This is a genomic window from Thiomicrospira sp. R3 (assembly GCF_029581415.1).
In the GTDB taxonomy this organism is placed as follows: Bacteria; Pseudomonadota; Gammaproteobacteria; order Thiomicrospirales; family Thiomicrospiraceae; genus Thiomicrospira.
Window position 1 is genome coordinate 572061 of sequence record NZ_CP121121.1, and the last position, 14987, is coordinate 587047.

Annotated in this window: 26 protein-coding genes; all 26 read right to left on the reverse strand. The window is 41.1% G+C overall.

All coding sequences use genetic code 11. The features are described 5' to 3' along the window. Positions 1-84: 84 nt before the first annotated feature. Positions 85-1413, reverse strand: coding sequence for a preprotein translocase subunit SecY (gene secY / locus P8S55_RS02895; protein WP_289224787.1), 1329 nt, complete (start codon positions 1411-1413; stop codon positions 85-87). 3 nt (positions 1414-1416) lie between these two features. Then, complete coding sequence (gene rplO / locus P8S55_RS02900) at positions 1417-1851, reverse strand: 50S ribosomal protein L15 (protein WP_289224788.1); 435 nt, start codon at positions 1849-1851, stop codon at positions 1417-1419. Further along, a complete protein-coding gene (gene rpmD, locus P8S55_RS02905; protein ID WP_289224789.1) occupies positions 1851-2039 on the reverse strand; it encodes a 50S ribosomal protein L30 in 189 nt (62 codons plus the stop codon). Before rpmD ends, rplO begins: the two co-directional genes overlap by 1 nt. Position 2040: 1 nt before the next feature. Then, positions 2041-2550: a 30S ribosomal protein S5 gene (gene rpsE, locus P8S55_RS02910; protein WP_289224790.1), complete on the reverse strand. Its 510-nt coding sequence runs from the start codon at positions 2548-2550 to the stop codon at positions 2041-2043. A 15-nt stretch (positions 2551-2565) separates the two neighbouring features. Further along, positions 2566-2919, reverse strand: coding sequence for a 50S ribosomal protein L18 (gene rplR / locus P8S55_RS02915; protein WP_289224791.1), 354 nt, complete (start codon positions 2917-2919; stop codon positions 2566-2568). A gap of 15 nt (positions 2920-2934) precedes the next feature. Further along, positions 2935-3468, reverse strand: a complete 534-nt coding sequence (gene rplF, locus P8S55_RS02920) for a 50S ribosomal protein L6 (RefSeq protein WP_289224792.1) — start codon at positions 3466-3468, stop codon at positions 2935-2937. Positions 3469-3479: 11 nt separating this feature from the next. Then, positions 3480-3875 (reverse strand): 30S ribosomal protein S8, encoded by a 396-nt coding sequence (gene rpsH / locus P8S55_RS02925; RefSeq protein WP_289224793.1) that lies wholly within the window; start codon positions 3873-3875, stop codon positions 3480-3482. Between the two features lie 9 nt (positions 3876-3884). After that, on the reverse strand, positions 3885-4190 hold the full coding sequence (gene rpsN, locus P8S55_RS02930) for a 30S ribosomal protein S14 (protein WP_289224794.1): 306 nt from the start codon (positions 4188-4190) through the stop codon (positions 3885-3887). A gap of 11 nt (positions 4191-4201) precedes the next feature. Continuing rightward, positions 4202-4741: a 50S ribosomal protein L5 gene (gene rplE, locus P8S55_RS02935; protein WP_289224795.1), complete on the reverse strand. Its 540-nt coding sequence runs from the start codon at positions 4739-4741 to the stop codon at positions 4202-4204. 13 nt (positions 4742-4754) lie between these two features. Next, the gene (gene rplX, locus P8S55_RS02940; protein ID WP_289224796.1) at positions 4755-5069 is read right to left on the reverse strand and encodes a 50S ribosomal protein L24; all 315 of its coding nucleotides are present in this window, start codon (positions 5067-5069) and stop codon (positions 4755-4757) included. Positions 5070-5081: 12 nt separating this feature from the next. Next, positions 5082-5450, reverse strand: a complete 369-nt coding sequence (gene rplN / locus P8S55_RS02945) for a 50S ribosomal protein L14 (protein ID WP_289224797.1) — start codon at positions 5448-5450, stop codon at positions 5082-5084. Between the two features lie 130 nt (positions 5451-5580). Further along, positions 5581-5844, reverse strand: a complete 264-nt coding sequence (gene rpsQ / locus P8S55_RS02950) for a 30S ribosomal protein S17 (RefSeq protein WP_289224798.1) — start codon at positions 5842-5844, stop codon at positions 5581-5583. Positions 5845-5846: 2 nt separating this feature from the next. Beyond that, on the reverse strand, positions 5847-6038 hold the full coding sequence (rpmC, locus tag P8S55_RS02955) for a 50S ribosomal protein L29 (protein WP_289224799.1): 192 nt from the start codon (positions 6036-6038) through the stop codon (positions 5847-5849). A gap of 1 nt (position 6039) precedes the next feature. Further along, positions 6040-6453 (reverse strand): 50S ribosomal protein L16, encoded by a 414-nt coding sequence (rplP, locus tag P8S55_RS02960; protein ID WP_289224800.1) that lies wholly within the window; start codon positions 6451-6453, stop codon positions 6040-6042. A 14-nt stretch (positions 6454-6467) separates the two neighbouring features. Next, positions 6468-7154, reverse strand: coding sequence for a 30S ribosomal protein S3 (rpsC, locus tag P8S55_RS02965; protein WP_289224801.1), 687 nt, complete (start codon positions 7152-7154; stop codon positions 6468-6470). A gap of 11 nt (positions 7155-7165) precedes the next feature. Beyond that, entirely contained in the window at positions 7166-7498 is a 333-nt protein-coding gene (gene rplV / locus P8S55_RS02970) for a 50S ribosomal protein L22 (protein WP_289224802.1), read from the reverse strand. Between the two features lie 12 nt (positions 7499-7510). Further along, entirely contained in the window at positions 7511-7786 is a 276-nt protein-coding gene (gene rpsS / locus P8S55_RS02975; RefSeq protein ID WP_289224803.1) for a 30S ribosomal protein S19, read from the reverse strand. 11 nt (positions 7787-7797) lie between these two features. Beyond that, complete coding sequence (gene rplB / locus P8S55_RS02980) at positions 7798-8628, reverse strand: 50S ribosomal protein L2 (protein ID WP_289224804.1); 831 nt, start codon at positions 8626-8628, stop codon at positions 7798-7800. Between the two features lie 10 nt (positions 8629-8638). After that, on the reverse strand, positions 8639-8935 hold the full coding sequence (gene rplW / locus P8S55_RS02985; protein WP_289224805.1) for a 50S ribosomal protein L23: 297 nt from the start codon (positions 8933-8935) through the stop codon (positions 8639-8641). Next, entirely contained in the window at positions 8932-9552 is a 621-nt protein-coding gene (gene rplD / locus P8S55_RS02990) for a 50S ribosomal protein L4 (RefSeq protein WP_353957023.1), read from the reverse strand. Before rplD ends, rplW begins: the two co-directional genes overlap by 4 nt. 10 nt (positions 9553-9562) lie before the next feature. Beyond that, the gene (gene rplC / locus P8S55_RS02995) at positions 9563-10198 is read right to left on the reverse strand and encodes a 50S ribosomal protein L3 (protein ID WP_289224806.1); all 636 of its coding nucleotides are present in this window, start codon (positions 10196-10198) and stop codon (positions 9563-9565) included. A 55-nt stretch (positions 10199-10253) separates the two neighbouring features. Beyond that, on the reverse strand, positions 10254-10565 hold the full coding sequence (gene rpsJ, locus P8S55_RS03000) for a 30S ribosomal protein S10 (protein ID WP_029936148.1): 312 nt from the start codon (positions 10563-10565) through the stop codon (positions 10254-10256). Between the two features lie 106 nt (positions 10566-10671). Then, positions 10672-11862, reverse strand: coding sequence for an elongation factor Tu (gene tuf, locus P8S55_RS03005; RefSeq protein ID WP_289224807.1), 1191 nt, complete (start codon positions 11860-11862; stop codon positions 10672-10674). A gap of 28 nt (positions 11863-11890) precedes the next feature. After that, positions 11891-13993, reverse strand: a complete 2103-nt coding sequence (gene fusA / locus P8S55_RS03010; RefSeq protein ID WP_289224808.1) for an elongation factor G — start codon at positions 13991-13993, stop codon at positions 11891-11893. A 63-nt stretch (positions 13994-14056) separates the two neighbouring features. Beyond that, positions 14057-14530, reverse strand: a complete 474-nt coding sequence (gene rpsG, locus P8S55_RS03015) for a 30S ribosomal protein S7 (protein ID WP_289224809.1) — start codon at positions 14528-14530, stop codon at positions 14057-14059. 53 nt (positions 14531-14583) lie between these two features. Then, positions 14584-14961: a 30S ribosomal protein S12 gene (rpsL, locus tag P8S55_RS03020; RefSeq protein ID WP_289224810.1), complete on the reverse strand. Its 378-nt coding sequence runs from the start codon at positions 14959-14961 to the stop codon at positions 14584-14586. Positions 14962-14987 lie beyond the last annotated feature (26 nt).

Below are 14987 nucleotides of genomic sequence, written 5' to 3' on the forward strand. Positions count from 1 at the left end.
TGACGCTCCCCTAAAATTTCTCACTAGAAAACAAGCAATTATACTTGATTTCAAATTACAATACTAGACAAAAAGAATTAAATTCTATTTACCTTTTAAGTTGGCTTTTTTCATCATACTTTCATACTGACCTGACATCATATGCGACTGAATTTGAGTCATAAAGTCCATCACAACAATCACTATAATCAGTAATGCTGTACCTCCAAAATAGAAAGGCACATTCCAATATAAAATAAGAAACTCTGGCAACAGACAAACAGCAGTGATATATATAGCACCAGCAAGCGTCAAACGACCCATTACGCTATCAATATACCGTGCAGTTTGCGGGCCAGGTCTAATACCAGGCAAAAAAGCACCTGATTTCCTTAAATTATCAGCCGTTTCTTTTGGATTAAATACTATAGCCGTATAGAAAAAGCAAAAAAACATAATGGCTATTGCATATAAAATTACATACAAAGGTTGCCCTGGAGCCAAAGTGGTCGCAATATCTTTCAACCAACCCATATTTTCAGAACTACCAAACCAGCCACCTAGAGATGCCGGGAATAAAATGATACTTGATGCAAATATAGGAGGAATAACGCCTGCCATATTAAGCTTTAATGGCAAATGTCCCTCTTGACCACCATACAACTTTCTACCTCGCATACGCTGAGCATAATGAACCGGAAGCCGTCTTTGCCCACGCTCTACAAAAACCACGAAAGCCGTAACACCTGCAACAAGTAACAAAAGAACAACAACAGTTAAAGCATGCAATGCTCCTGTGTGCACTTGCTCCAAAGTACCACCAAGGGCAGAAGGCAAGCCTGCCACAATACCAGCAAAAATTATCAGAGATATACCATTACCTATACCACGCTCTGTTATTTGCTCACCTAGCCACATCAAAAAAATAGTTCCACTAACTAGCGTAACCACTGCCGTTAACATAAATATTGGACCAGGATTAACTACAACCGGCATACCATTTATGTTTTGGGCCTGAAGGGCAATAGAAACCCCTATCGCCTGGAAAGTGGCTAATACTACAGTACCATAACGAGTGTATTGTGTAATTTTTCGCCTACCCTGCTCCCCTTCTTTCTTTAACTGCTCTAAGGTTGGTGAAACAGCAGTTAACAGCTGCATAATAATCGCAGCGGAGATATAGGGCATTATTCCCAATGCAAAAATAGAAAGACGCTCAAGCGCACCACCAGAGAACATGTTAAACATGTCCAAGACAGTGCCCCTCTGTTGCTCAAACATTGCAGCTAATGCAATAGGATCAATAGAGGGGACTGGTATATGTGTCCCTAACCTGTAGACGATTAGTGCACCAATAACAAATAACAATCTTGCTTTTAAATCACCAAGACCCGATTTGCTTTGCGCACCTTGAGCTAGAGAAGGACTATTCATATATTACTCTTTGATCGTACCACCAGCAGTAAGAATTGCTTCTTTTGCACCAGCAGTAACATTAATACCAGATAAAGTAATTGAAGATGTCAAATTACCAGAATTAACAACTTTAACCTTTTTTGTGTTTGCAGGAACAAGATCATGCGCTTTAAGCAATGAAATATCAACTTCTGTACCTGCAAAAACATTGAGTGCATCAAGCCTTACTTCAGCAGAAAACATTGCCATGTGAGAGGTAAAGCCCACCTTAGGTAAACGGCGCTGAATTGGCATTTGACCACCCTCAAACCCGACCTTATGAAAACCACCTGAACGAGACTTTTGACCTTTATGACCACGCCCACCCATTTTACCAAGGCCAGAACCTTGACCACGACCCACACGACGTCTTTCTTTACTAGAGCCGTCTGCGGGTGATAAAGTATTTAAAAACATTAGGCTTCCTCAACTTTTAAAAGATAAGAAACTTTATTAATCATTCCACGGTTTTCAGGAGTATCAATAACTGTAACAGTATGATGCATTCTTCTTAAACCTAAACCTGCAACACAACCCTTGTGTGCTGGCAAACGACCAATAGTGCTTTTTACAAGTGTAATTTTAATATGTTTTTGTTCAGACATATTACTCACCTACAATTTCTTTTAGATTCTTACCACGCTTAGCGGCAATAAAATCAGGTGAATGCATTGATGAAAGGCCATTAACAGTAGCTCTTACTACGTTAACAGGACTAGTTGTACCAATACACTTAGCTAAAACGTTCTTTACACCAGCGGCTTCAAGAACAGAACGCATAGAACCACCAGCAATAACACCCGTACCTTCTGAAGCAGGAAGCATAACAATTTTAGCAGCACCTTGCTCAAAACTAATTGGATACTCAAGCGTACCATTAGTTAGATGGATTTTCTGCATATTTCTGCGCGCCTGTTCCATGGCTTTTTTTATTGCAACGGGTACTTCACTAGCTTTACCACTGCCAAAACCAACTCGACCGTCACCGTCACCGACCACTGTCAAAGCAGAAAATGAGAACACACGTCCACCCTTTACAACTTTTGCTACGCGACGGACAGAAACCAACTTCTCTATCAATCCATCTTGACCGTCTTGCATTTCATGTGAAGACATATAAAAACCCTTTCATTAAAACTCTAAACCGTTCTCACGTGCAGCATCTGCCAACACTTGTACACGCCCATGATACTTAAAACCAGAACGATCAAATGCAACCTTAGTTACACCTGCTGATTTAGCTTTTTCTGCAATAGCTTTACCTACTACCAACGCCGCATCCTTGTTACCGGTATACTTAATTTGACTTTTTACGTCAGCCTGCACGGTAGAGCTTGATGCAATTACACTTGCACCATCAGCAGAAATTAACTGCACATAAATATGCTTTGGTGTTTTATTAATACACAATCTTGGCATATTTAATGCAGAAATTTTAGCACGGGTTTTTTTTGCTCTACGAAGCCTAGCTTGTTTGCTAACCATATTAAAACCTCTATCCTATTTCTTCTTGGCTTCTTTACGAAGAATTCTTTCATCAGCGTATTTAACGCCCTTACCTTTATAAGGCTCAGGTGGTCTATAACCACGAACCTGCGCTGCAACCTGTCCAACCACTTGCTTATCAGCGCCACGAATGATAACCTCAGTTTGAGTTGGAGTTTCCGCACTAACCCCTTCAGGCAACTGGTGCGCAACAGGGTGTGAAAAACCTAAAGTAAGATTAATAACATTACCTTGCACTTGTGCACGATAACCTACACCCACTAATTGAAGTTTTTTCTCAAAACCTTGAGAAACACCCAGAACCATATTGTTAACTATAGAACGCGCGGTTCCAGCCTGAGCCCAGCCATCAACAGCATTACCACTAGGCTCAAAACTTATTACACCACTATCATTTTGAACTTTAACAGAAGAATTGATTTTACAACTCAAACTTCCTTTTGGCCCCTTTACAGCTACATCTAAACCACTGATTGATAACTCAACACCAGCAGGTAGAGTAACAGGAGACTTTGCAATTCTAGACATTGTAAAACCCCTTAAGCAACGTAGCACACAATCTCACCGCCAACACCCTGTACTCGGGCTTCGCGATCAGACATGATACCTTTTGAAGTTGAAACTACAGCAACACCAAGACCACCTATAACATTAGGCAGTTCATCTTTATTCTTATATACACGCAGACCTGGACGGCTTACGCGCTTAAGTAGTTCAATTACTGGCTTACCTTGATAATATTTTAAATCAATAGACAAAATGGATTTACCATCGATATCCTTAACCTCATAAGAGGAAACATAACCTTCATCAGAAAGAAGTTTAGCTAGAGCTGTTTTCAACTTCGAAGAAGGCATGCACACATTTGAATGGCCAGCTATTTGGCCATTACGGATACGGGTTAACATATCCGCGATTGGATCAGACATACTCATACTTTAATCCTACCAACTTGCTTTTCTTAAACCAGGAACATCGCCCTGCATTGCATACAAACGTAACATGTTACGAGAAAGACCAAACTTTCTATAAACTGCATGCGGACGCCCTGTTAATTTACAACGACGCTGCTGCCTTACAGGTGATGCATTGCGTGGTAATTTTGAAAGTTTATTAATTGCTTCCATACGCTCATCATAAGACAACGACATATCAACAGATATAGCTTTAAGTTCTTCACGCTTTGAAGCAAACTTTAAAACCATTTTCGCGCGCTTATGTTCGCGCTGAATCATTGAAGTTTTAGCCATCAGGAACCTCTTTATTTTTTAAACGGAAAGTTTAATGCCTCAAGCAAGGCCTTTGCTTCCGCATCACTAGCAGCAGTGGTAGCTATGTTAATATCCATACCACGCATCATATCAACCTTTTCAAACTCAATCTCTGGAAAGATAATCTGCTCTTTGACACCCAAAGTATAATTACCGCGTCCATCAAATGCTTTTGCGTTAACGCCACGAAAGTCCCGTACGCGAGGCAATGAAATATTGATAAGTCTATCTAAGAACTCATACATTCTTGCACCACGCAATGTGACCTTACATCCAATTGGCCAACCTTGACGAACTTTGAAACCAGCAACTGATTTACGCGCCAATGTTTTAACAGGTTTTTGACCAGCAATAGCTTCCATATCGGCCATCGCATTATCTAAAACCTTCTTATCAGCCAATGCAGCGCCAACACCCATATTTATAGTAATTTTAACTACTCTTGGAGCCTGCATTACAGATTTATAACCAAATTGCTCAACTAATTTAGAGACAACTTGATCTTTATAAAATTGCTTTAATCTTGCCATATTTACAACCTAATTAAGCATCAACAGCTTTATTTGTAGACTTAAAGAATCTAACCTTCACTTCATTTTCAATACGAAAACCAATGCGGTCAGCTTTTTGTGTTTCAGGATTAAATAAAGCAACATTAGAAATGTGAATTGGCATTTCCTTATTAACAATACCACCCTGCGCACCAGCCATAGGATTAGCTTTTGTATGCTTTTTAACAAGATTTATGCCTTCCACAAGTACACGGTCATTATCAAAAAACGTAGCAACTGTACCCTTCTTACCCTTGTCTTTTCCAGCAAGGATTATGACCTCATCACCTTTTTTCAAACGATTCATACCATTTTCCTATTACAATACTTCAGGAGCTAATGAGACAATTTTCATAAACTTCTCATTTCGTAACTCGCGAGTAACTGGTCCAAAAATACGTGTCCCAATAGGCTGCTCTTTGTTATTTAAAATAACAGCAGCATTATCATCAAACTTAATTAATGAGCCATCTTGACGTCTAACGCCTTTTGCTGTCCTAACAACAACAGCAGTATAAACATCACCCTTTTTAACCTTGCCACGTGCTGCGGCCTCTTTTACAGAAACCTTAATAATGTCGCCAACACTAGCGTAGCGGCGCTTTGAACCACCAAGAACCTTGATGCACTGCACGCGCTTTGCACCAGAATTATCAGCGACTTCTAATATTGTTTGCACTTGTATCATAGCGGTACTCCAAAAATTAACGCTTTCAAACCGCGAAAAAAATAATGATAGCAGAAAAACCGCTGAATGACTAGTACCCTACGGCTTGGTCATTACAGCGGTTGAAAATCTAATAAATTTAATAAACTTTTTAGATTTTAGCTTTTTTGTCTACGGTCAACAATGTCCATGACTTTTTCTTAGACAATGGACGACATTCTTCAATAGTAACACTATCACCTACACCACAAGTATTCTGCTCATCATGAGCCATTATTTTAGTAGATTTTCTAATATACTTTTTATATTTAGAATGCTTTACATATCGTTCAGTCAAGACAACAATTGACTTATCCATACCATCACTAGCTACAACGCCTGACAATGTACGTGGTTTTTTTGTTTGTTCTGACATAATTAATTACCCACTTTTTCACGAATAATAGTCTTAACACGAGCAATTGAACGCTTAACTGACTTGAGCTTAGCTGTACTAGCAAGCTGACCAGTTGCATTTTGCATTCTCAAATTGAACTGCTCTTTTAAAAGAGACAACAATTCTTCGTTAAGCTGCTCAGGTGTTTTATCTCTTAAATCATTTGCTGTCATTTTACATCACCGTTCTTGTTACAAACTGAGTTTTAAATGGCAACTTAGCAGCGGCTAAACTGAATGCTTGTCTCGCCAAACTCTCATTAACACCCTGAACTTCATACAATACACGGCCAGGTTGTATTTGAGCAACCCAGTACTCAACACTTCCCTTACCTTTACCCATACGAACCTCTAAAGGTTTACTTGTAATTGGTTTATCTGGAAACACTCGAATCCAAATCTTACCGCCTCTTTTTATATGCCGAGTCATAGCACGACGTGCTGATTCAATCTGACGAGAAGTCAAACGGCCGCGCTCTGTAGCCTTTAAACCATACTCACCAAAACTAACCTTACAACCCGTTTGAGCTAGACCACGATTACGTCCTTTTTGGACTTTTCTAAACTTAGTACGCTTAGGTATTAACATGATTATTAATCCTTTTATTTACGGCTTTTTTTAGCTTTAGGTTGTGATTTATCTTCTTTCATCATAGAGATTTTTTCTAATTTTTCTCCATTGAAAATCCAAACCTTAACACCAAGCTTACCGAAGGTTGTATCTGCTTCGAACGTTGAATAATCGATATCAGCTCTGAATGTATGTAGCGGTACACGGCCTTCACGATACCACTCTGTACGTGCAATATCGGCACCATTCAATCGACCTGCTATAGAAACTTTGATACCTTGGGCACCCAAGCGCATAGCATTCCCTACAGCACGCTTCATAGCACGTCTGAACTGGATACGCTTTTCTAACTGCTGAGCAATACTTTCAGCAACAAGCCTAGCGTCAAGCTCAGGTTTCTTTACTTCTTCAATATTAATATTTACAGGTAATCCTGTTTTTTTCATAAGATCGGCTTTTAATTTTTCAATATCCTCACCTTTCTTACCAATAACAACACCAGGACGAGCAGTATGAACAGTGACACGAATGCCATTAGCAACGCGTTCAATATTAATCTTACTCACTGAAGCATGACTTAACTTCTTATTAAGCTCTTGTCTTATTTCGATATCACTTACCAAGAAATCAGAATAGTTTTTGCTGTCAGCATACCAGCGTGAATTCCAATCTTTTGTTATACCTAGGCGGATACCGATAGGATGTACTTTTTGACCCATTCTGGCTCTCCTTATTTTTCACCAACAGTAACAGTAATGTGACTCATACGCTTAACAATACGATTTCCACGACCCTTGGCTCGTGCTCTCATGCGTTTCATTAACGGACCCTCATCAACAAAGACAGCTGTTACTTTTAGATCATCAATATCGGCACCATCGTTGTTTTCAGCATTTGCAATAGCAGAACTAAGAATTTTTTTCATTAGATCAGACGCTTTTTTACTGCTAAAAGCAAGTATATTTACCGCTGACTCGACATCCTTGCCTCGAATAAGATCCGCAACTAAACGTGCCTTTTGAGGAGATATACGAGCGAATTTATGTGTTGCACTAACTTGCATTTCAATCTCCTATTAACGCTTAGCTTTCTTATCAGCAGTATGTCCACGGTAAGTACGAGTCATAGAAAACTCACCTAACTTATGGCCAACCATATTTTCTGATACAAAAACGGGGATATGCTCTTTACCATTATGTACCGCAATTGTTAGTCCAATCATATCTGGCAGAATCATTGATCTGCGTGACCAGGTTTTGATTGGACGTTTGTTACCAGATTCTTGTGCCTCAATCACTTTTTTAGCCAAGTGATGATCTACAAAAGGTCCTTTTTTAACTGAACGTGGCATTATGTCCTTCCTTATTTACTATTTCTACTACGTACAATCATATTATTTGTACGTTTGTTACTTCTAGTCTTTTTGCCCTTAGTTGGCACACCCCAAGGAGTAACAGGATGACGACCACCGGATGTTCTACCCTCACCACCACCATGTGGATGGTCAACTGGGTTCATCGCAACACCACGAACAGTCGGACGAATTCCACGCCAACGCTTAGCACCCGCTTTGCCTAACTTATTAAGGCTATGCTCAGTATTACCAACTTCACCTACTGTTGCACGACAATCAACATGTATTTTACGCATCTCACCTGAACGTAGTTTTAGTAAAACATATGAACCTTCTTTACCGGCAACTTGTGCGTAAGCACCTGCACTTCGTGCAATTTGAGCACCCTTGCCAGGACGCATCTCAACAGCATGCACAACAGTACCAACAGGTATATTACGCAAAGGTAAAGTATTACCAACCTTAATAGCAGCTGCAGGACCAGAAACAATAACATCTCCAGCACAAAGGTTACGCGGTGCCAAAATATAAGCCCTTTCGCCATCTGCGTACAAAACCAAAGCAATGTTAGCTGTTCTATTTGGATCGTACTCTAAACGCTCAACCTTAGCTGGGATACTATCCTTATTACGCTTAAAATCAACTAAACGATAGTGTTGCTTATGTCCACCACCATTGTGTCGAACTGTAATACGGCCCGTGTTGTTTCTCCCACCATTTTTTGACTTCTTCTCAAGCAGCGGTGCATATGGATCACCTTTATGCAAAGTAGGCTCAACAGTCTGCACGACAAAACGACGCCCTGGAGAAGTTGGTTTTGATTTTTTAATAATCGCCATTTAAAACTCCTTATTCACCAGATACAAAGTCAAGTTCTTGACCAGCAGCAAGCCTAACAACCGCCTTTCTAGTGCCACTACGAACACCTGAACGACCCTTAAATATCTTGCGCTTACCTTTTTGGTTTAGCACATTTACCGACTGAACCTTTACATTAAACAAAGACTCTACCGCCAGCTTAACTTCTAGTTTTGTTGCATCAGGCGTTACTCTAAAAACATATTGAGACTGACTTTCAGCAAGCAACGAACTTTTTTCAGACACATGTGGTGCCAACAAAACCTTTAATAAACGTTCTTGACTCATGCAAACTTCTCCTCTAGTTGCTTAACAGCACCCTGAGTAAGAATGATGTTTTTAAAACCTACTAGACTTAACGGATCAACAGATGCAGCGTCTGTAACATCTGCTTTATAGATATTTCTTGCAGAAAGATATAGATACTCATCAAAGGCTTCTGTAACGACAAGGACATCATTAACATTAAGAGTCGCTAACTTGCTTTTAAACTCTCTTGTTTTAGGTGCATCGACTTTAAAGTCATCAACAACTATTAAACGTCCGCTTCTATTCAATTCACTCAGTATTGAGCGCATTGCACCGCGATACATTTTCTTATTAACTTTCTGCGAAAAATCGCGATTTTGACCAGGAAATGCACGGCCACCACCAACCCAAATCGGGCTACGGATAGTGCCTGCGCGTGCACGACCTGTTCCTTTTTGACGCCATGGCTTAATTCCGCCACCACGAACTTCAGCACGAGTTTTCTGAGACTTAGTACCAGAACGCGCTCCTGCCATGTAAGCCACTACCACCTGATGAACAAGCGACTCATTAAACTCCACACCAAACACGGCATCTGAAACATTAACAACTCCAGAATCAGCCCCTGTGGCTAGTTCAATCATTTTTAATTCCATTATGCCCACCTTACTTAATTGCTTTGCGAACAATAACAGTACTACCCTTAGCCCCAGGCACCGCACCCTTAACTAAAAGCAAACCATTTTCGACGTCAACACGAACGAGCTCTAAATTTAAAGTTGTTTGACGGACTGCACCCATATGGCCAGCCATCTTTTTACCCTTAAACACACGTCCTGGAGTCTGGTTTTGACCAATTGAACCAAGCACACGGTGAGACAAAGAGTTACCATGAGTTGCATCCTGAGTTCTAAAGTTATGGCGCTTCACACCACCTTGAAAACCCTTACCCTTAGTTGCTCCAATCACATCTACAACAGGAACATCTGAAAACTTAGCGACTGTAATCTCAGAACCTACCTCATAGGCACTTAGCTCTTCATCATCTAAACGAAACTCCCATAAGCCTGAACCAGATTCAACACCTGCTTTAGCAAAATGTCCAGCCTCAGGCTTATTTATTCTGCCAGCATGCTTAGACCCTGTAGTAACTTGAACAGCGGTATAACCATCTACTTCAAGGGTCTTTATCTGCGTGACTCTGTTCGGTGCAACCTCTACAACGGTTACCGGCGTTGATACACCATCTTCATTGAAGACACGTGTCATACCAACTTTCTTCCCAACGACACCAATATTCATATTGCTACCTCTTATTATTCGAACCAGTCATTACGATTGATGACTAAATCTATGCTTAACGCAATTCCAACTGGACATCCACACCTGCTGCCAAATCAAGCTTCATCAGCGCATCTACTGTCTTATCCGTTGGATCTACAATATCTAACATACGCTTATGCGTGCGCAATTCATACTGATCACGCGCATCTTTATTTACATGCGGTGAAACCAGTATAGTAAAGCGCTCTTTACGTGTTGGTAGCGGTATTGGTCCGCGAACTTGCGCACCTGTTCTTTTAGCCGTTTCCGTAATCTCTTTAGCTGACTGATCAATTAAACGATGATCAAATGCTTTTAAGCGAATACGTATATTTTGTGTTGCCATAACCACTTCTCGCTATTTATAAAAAATAAAAGCAGCGGACTCATAGAGCCACTGCTATTTAGAGTTTGCGGATTGTACTTTAGATCCTAAAAATAATCAAGTAAGATTATTTCAAAATCTTAGAAACAACACCTGCACCTACTGTACGACCACCTTCACGAATCGCAAATCGCAGACCTTCATCCATCGCGATTGGATTGATTAGGGTGATTGTCATTTGAATGTTATCACCCGGCATTACCATTTCAACGCCTGATGGTAATTCACATGCACCCGTTACATCCGTTGTACGGAAATAAAACTGTGGACGGTAGCCATTAAAGAATGGCGTATGACGACCACCTTCTTCTTTTGACAATACGTAAACTTCGCCTTCAAAGGTGGTATGTGGCTTGATTTTGCCTACATGAGACAATACTTGGCCACGCTCAACATCTTCACGCTTGGTTCCACGTAGCAATACACCTACGTTATCGCCAGCTTCACCTTGGTCGAGTAGCTTGCGGAACATTTCAACACCCGTTACGGTGGTGCTTACTGTATCTTTAATACCTACGATCTCAACCGTTTCACCGACCTTAACAACACCGGTTTCGATACGACCTGTAACAACAGTACCACGACCCTGGATCGAGAATACGTCTTCTACTGGCATTAGGAATGGCTTTTCTGTGTCACGCTGTGGCTCTGGAATATAGGTGTCCAAGGCTTCGATTAGACGCGCAATGGCTGGTTCACCAATTTCTGATTGATCACCTTCGATAGCTTTAAGCGCAGAACCTTTGATTACTGGCGTATCATCACCAGGGAAGTCATAGTCAGAAAGTAATTCACGCACTTCCATTTCTACCAGTTCCATCAATTCTTCGTCGTCAACCATGTCTGCTTTGTTTAGAAATACAACAATGTAAGGTACACCTACTTGACGTGACAACAAGATGTGTTCACGTGTCTGTGGCATAGGACCATCCGCAGCTGAACATACTAGGATTGCACCATCCATCTGTGCTGCACCTGTAATCATGTTTTTTACATAGTCAGCATGCCCTGGACAGTCAACGTGTGCATAGTGACGCGTATCTGACTCATACTCTACGTGTGAAGTTGAGATGGTAATACCACGTGCTTTTTCTTCGGGTGCGTTGTCGATTTGGCTGTAGTCTTTTACATCGCCACCGAATTTCTTGCCCTGTACAATGGTTAGCGCCGCTGTCAATGTAGTTTTTCCATGGTCAACGTGACCAATTGTGCCTACGTTTACATGGGGCTTGTTACGTTCAAACTTAGCTTTTGCCATGATAAATACCCTTTATAAAAAATTTAAATTAAGAACCTTTTTTTGCTTTCGCAATAATTTCTTCTTGAACAGAAGCAGGTGCTTCAGCATATTTAGAGAAAGTCATTGTATAGCTGGCACGACCCTGTGACAAAGAACGCACATTAGTTGCATAACCAAACATTTCAGACAAAGGCACTTCAGCCTTCAGCTCTTTCCCAGACGGCGTATCCTCCATTCCTTGAATCATACCACGACGACGGTTTAGGTCACCCATAACGTCACCCATATAGTCTTCTGGAGTAATTACTTCTACAGCCATTATTGGCTCAAGAATAACAGGACGTGCCTTTTCAACACCATTCTTAACACCCATTGAGGCGGCAATTTTAAATGCCATTTCATTTGAGTCAACATCATGATAAGAACCATCGAAAACTGTAACCTTGACATCCACAACTGGATAGCCAGCAATAACACCATTTTCAAGCTGTTCTTTTGTACCCTTCTCAATAGCAGGAATATATTCACGCGGTACAACACCACCCACAATAGCATTTACGAATGTAAAACCTGCACCTGGTTCTTGAGGCTCAATGCGCAATACAACATGCCCGTACTGCCCACGACCACCCGATTGTCGAACAAACTTTCCATCTGCCTCTACTGACTGGCGAATAGTCTCACGATAAGATACCTGAGGGGCACCGATGTTTGCTTCAACATTAAACTCTCGCTTCATTCGATCTACAAGTATGTCTAGGTGTAACTCACCCATACCAGAGATAATTGTTTGACCCGTCTCTTCATCCGTTCTTACACGAAATGATGGATCTTCTGAAGAAAGCTTTCCTAAAGCAATACCCATTTTCTCTTGGTCAGCCTTGGTTTTAGGCTCAATTGCAATCGATATTACAGGTTCTGGAAACTCCATACGCTCAAGGGTAATGATATTATTTAAATCACAAATCGTGTCACCAGTTGTCACATCTTTCAGACCCACAACACAGCCAATATCACCTGCGCGTAACTCTTTGATCTCTTCACGAGAGTTAGCATGCATCTGAATTAGACGACCAGCACGCTCTTTCTTGCCTTTAACAGGGTTAAATACCGATTCACCAGAATTCAAAACACCAGAATAGACTCGAACAAACGTTAAAGTTCCAACATAAGGATCCGTCATCATTTTAAATGCAAGCGCAGCAAAAGGTTCATCATCCGACGACCTCCTTGATGCTGGCGTATCATCTTCCAATACACCTTCAATAGCAGGCACATCCAACGGTGACGGGAAGTATTCAACGACCGCGTCTAACATTGCCTGTACGCCAATATTTTTAAAACTTGAACCGCAAAACATTGGTACTATTTCATTATTAATGCATCTTGAACGTATACCTTGCTTAATCTGATCTTCTGAAAGCTCACCCTCTTCAAGGTACAAGTTCATCAAATCTTCATTGGCTTCAGCCGCTGACTCAACAAGCTGCTCTCGATAGGCTTCACAATCCGCTTGCATATCTGCAGGAATATCATGATACTCAAAAGATAAGCCATGTGTTTCAGCATTCCAAAAAACAGCCCGCATCCTTACCAGATCAACGATACCTTTAAAAGTATCCTCATTACCAATTGGTAACTGCATCACAACGGGGGTTGCACCTAAACGTGACTTAACCTGCTCCACTACGCGCAAAAAATTAGCACCAGCTCGGTCCATCTTGTTTACATACCCCATCCGAGGCACTTTATACTTATTTGCCTGCCTCCATACTGTCTCTGTCTGTGGCTGAACACCACCTACAGAACAGAAGGCTGTCACAGCACCATCCAAAACTCGCAATGAACGCTCAACTTCAATGGTGAAGTCAACGTGACCAGGTGTATCAATTACGTTAATGCGATGTTCAGGAAACTGCTTTGCCATACCTGACCACATACAAGTAATCGCAGCTGATGTAATTGTTATACCCCGCTCTTGCTCTTGCTCCATCCAGTCCGTAGTAGCGCCGCCATCATGAACCTCACCAAGCTTGTGAGACTTACCTGTATAAAATAGAATACGTTCGGTTGTTGTAGTTTTTCCAGCATCAATGTGAGCCATAATACCGATATTTCGATAGCGCTCTAAAGGGGTTTGACGTGCCACTTTATTAACCTTTTATTTGATTGAATTAAAGAATAAAGGCCCGTCAAGGGCCCTTGTTGAATTTTACCAGCGGAAATGTGAGAAAGCCTTGTTAGCCTCTGCCATTCTATGCGTATCTTCTTTCTTCTTAATCGCGGAACCACGATTCTCAAGAGCATCGGATAACTCGCCAGCAAGGCGCAACATCATGCCTTTTTCACTACGTTTTCGCGCAGCTTCAACAATCCAGCGCATTGACAACGCCACCTTCCGCTCAGGACGAACCTCGACCGGAACTTGATAAGTAGCACCACCAACTCGGCGGGACTTAACCTCAACCAGTGGCCCTACATTTTCTAAGGCTTCTCTTAAATAGGCAGCATGATCACCACCCTTGCGACGCTCAACAACTTTATCTAAAGCATCATAGACTATTTTTTCGGCAACCGCTTTTTTCCCGCTAACCATAATAATGTTAACAAATTTTGTAAGGGTTACATCACCAAACTTAGGATCAGGTAAAACTAATCTTTTTGGTATTTCTCTTCTTCTTGCCATTCTCTTCTCTTCCGGTATAAAAGAATTAAAAAAAGCTAGCGCATGTAAAAGGCTTATTTACCTTTTGGACGCTTAGCACCGTACTTAGAACGACCTTGTTTACGCTCATTAACACCAGAGCAATCCAATGCTCCACGTACTGTATGATAACGCACACCAGGCAAATCCTTAACACGACCACCACGAATTAAAATAACCGAGTGTTCCTGTAAGTTATGACCTTCTCCACCAATATAGGTAGATACTTCAAAACCATTTGTTAAACGAACACGCGCAACTTTACGCAGGGCTGAGTTAGGCTTTTTAGGGGTAGTTGTATAAACACGCGTACATACACCACGACGCTGAGGACAAGACTCCAAAGCAGGTACATTAGACTTTTTACTTTTGTCTTTACGCGGCTTACGAACCAACTGGTTTATTGTAGCCATTAAACTTCTCCAAATTTGAGACTAAA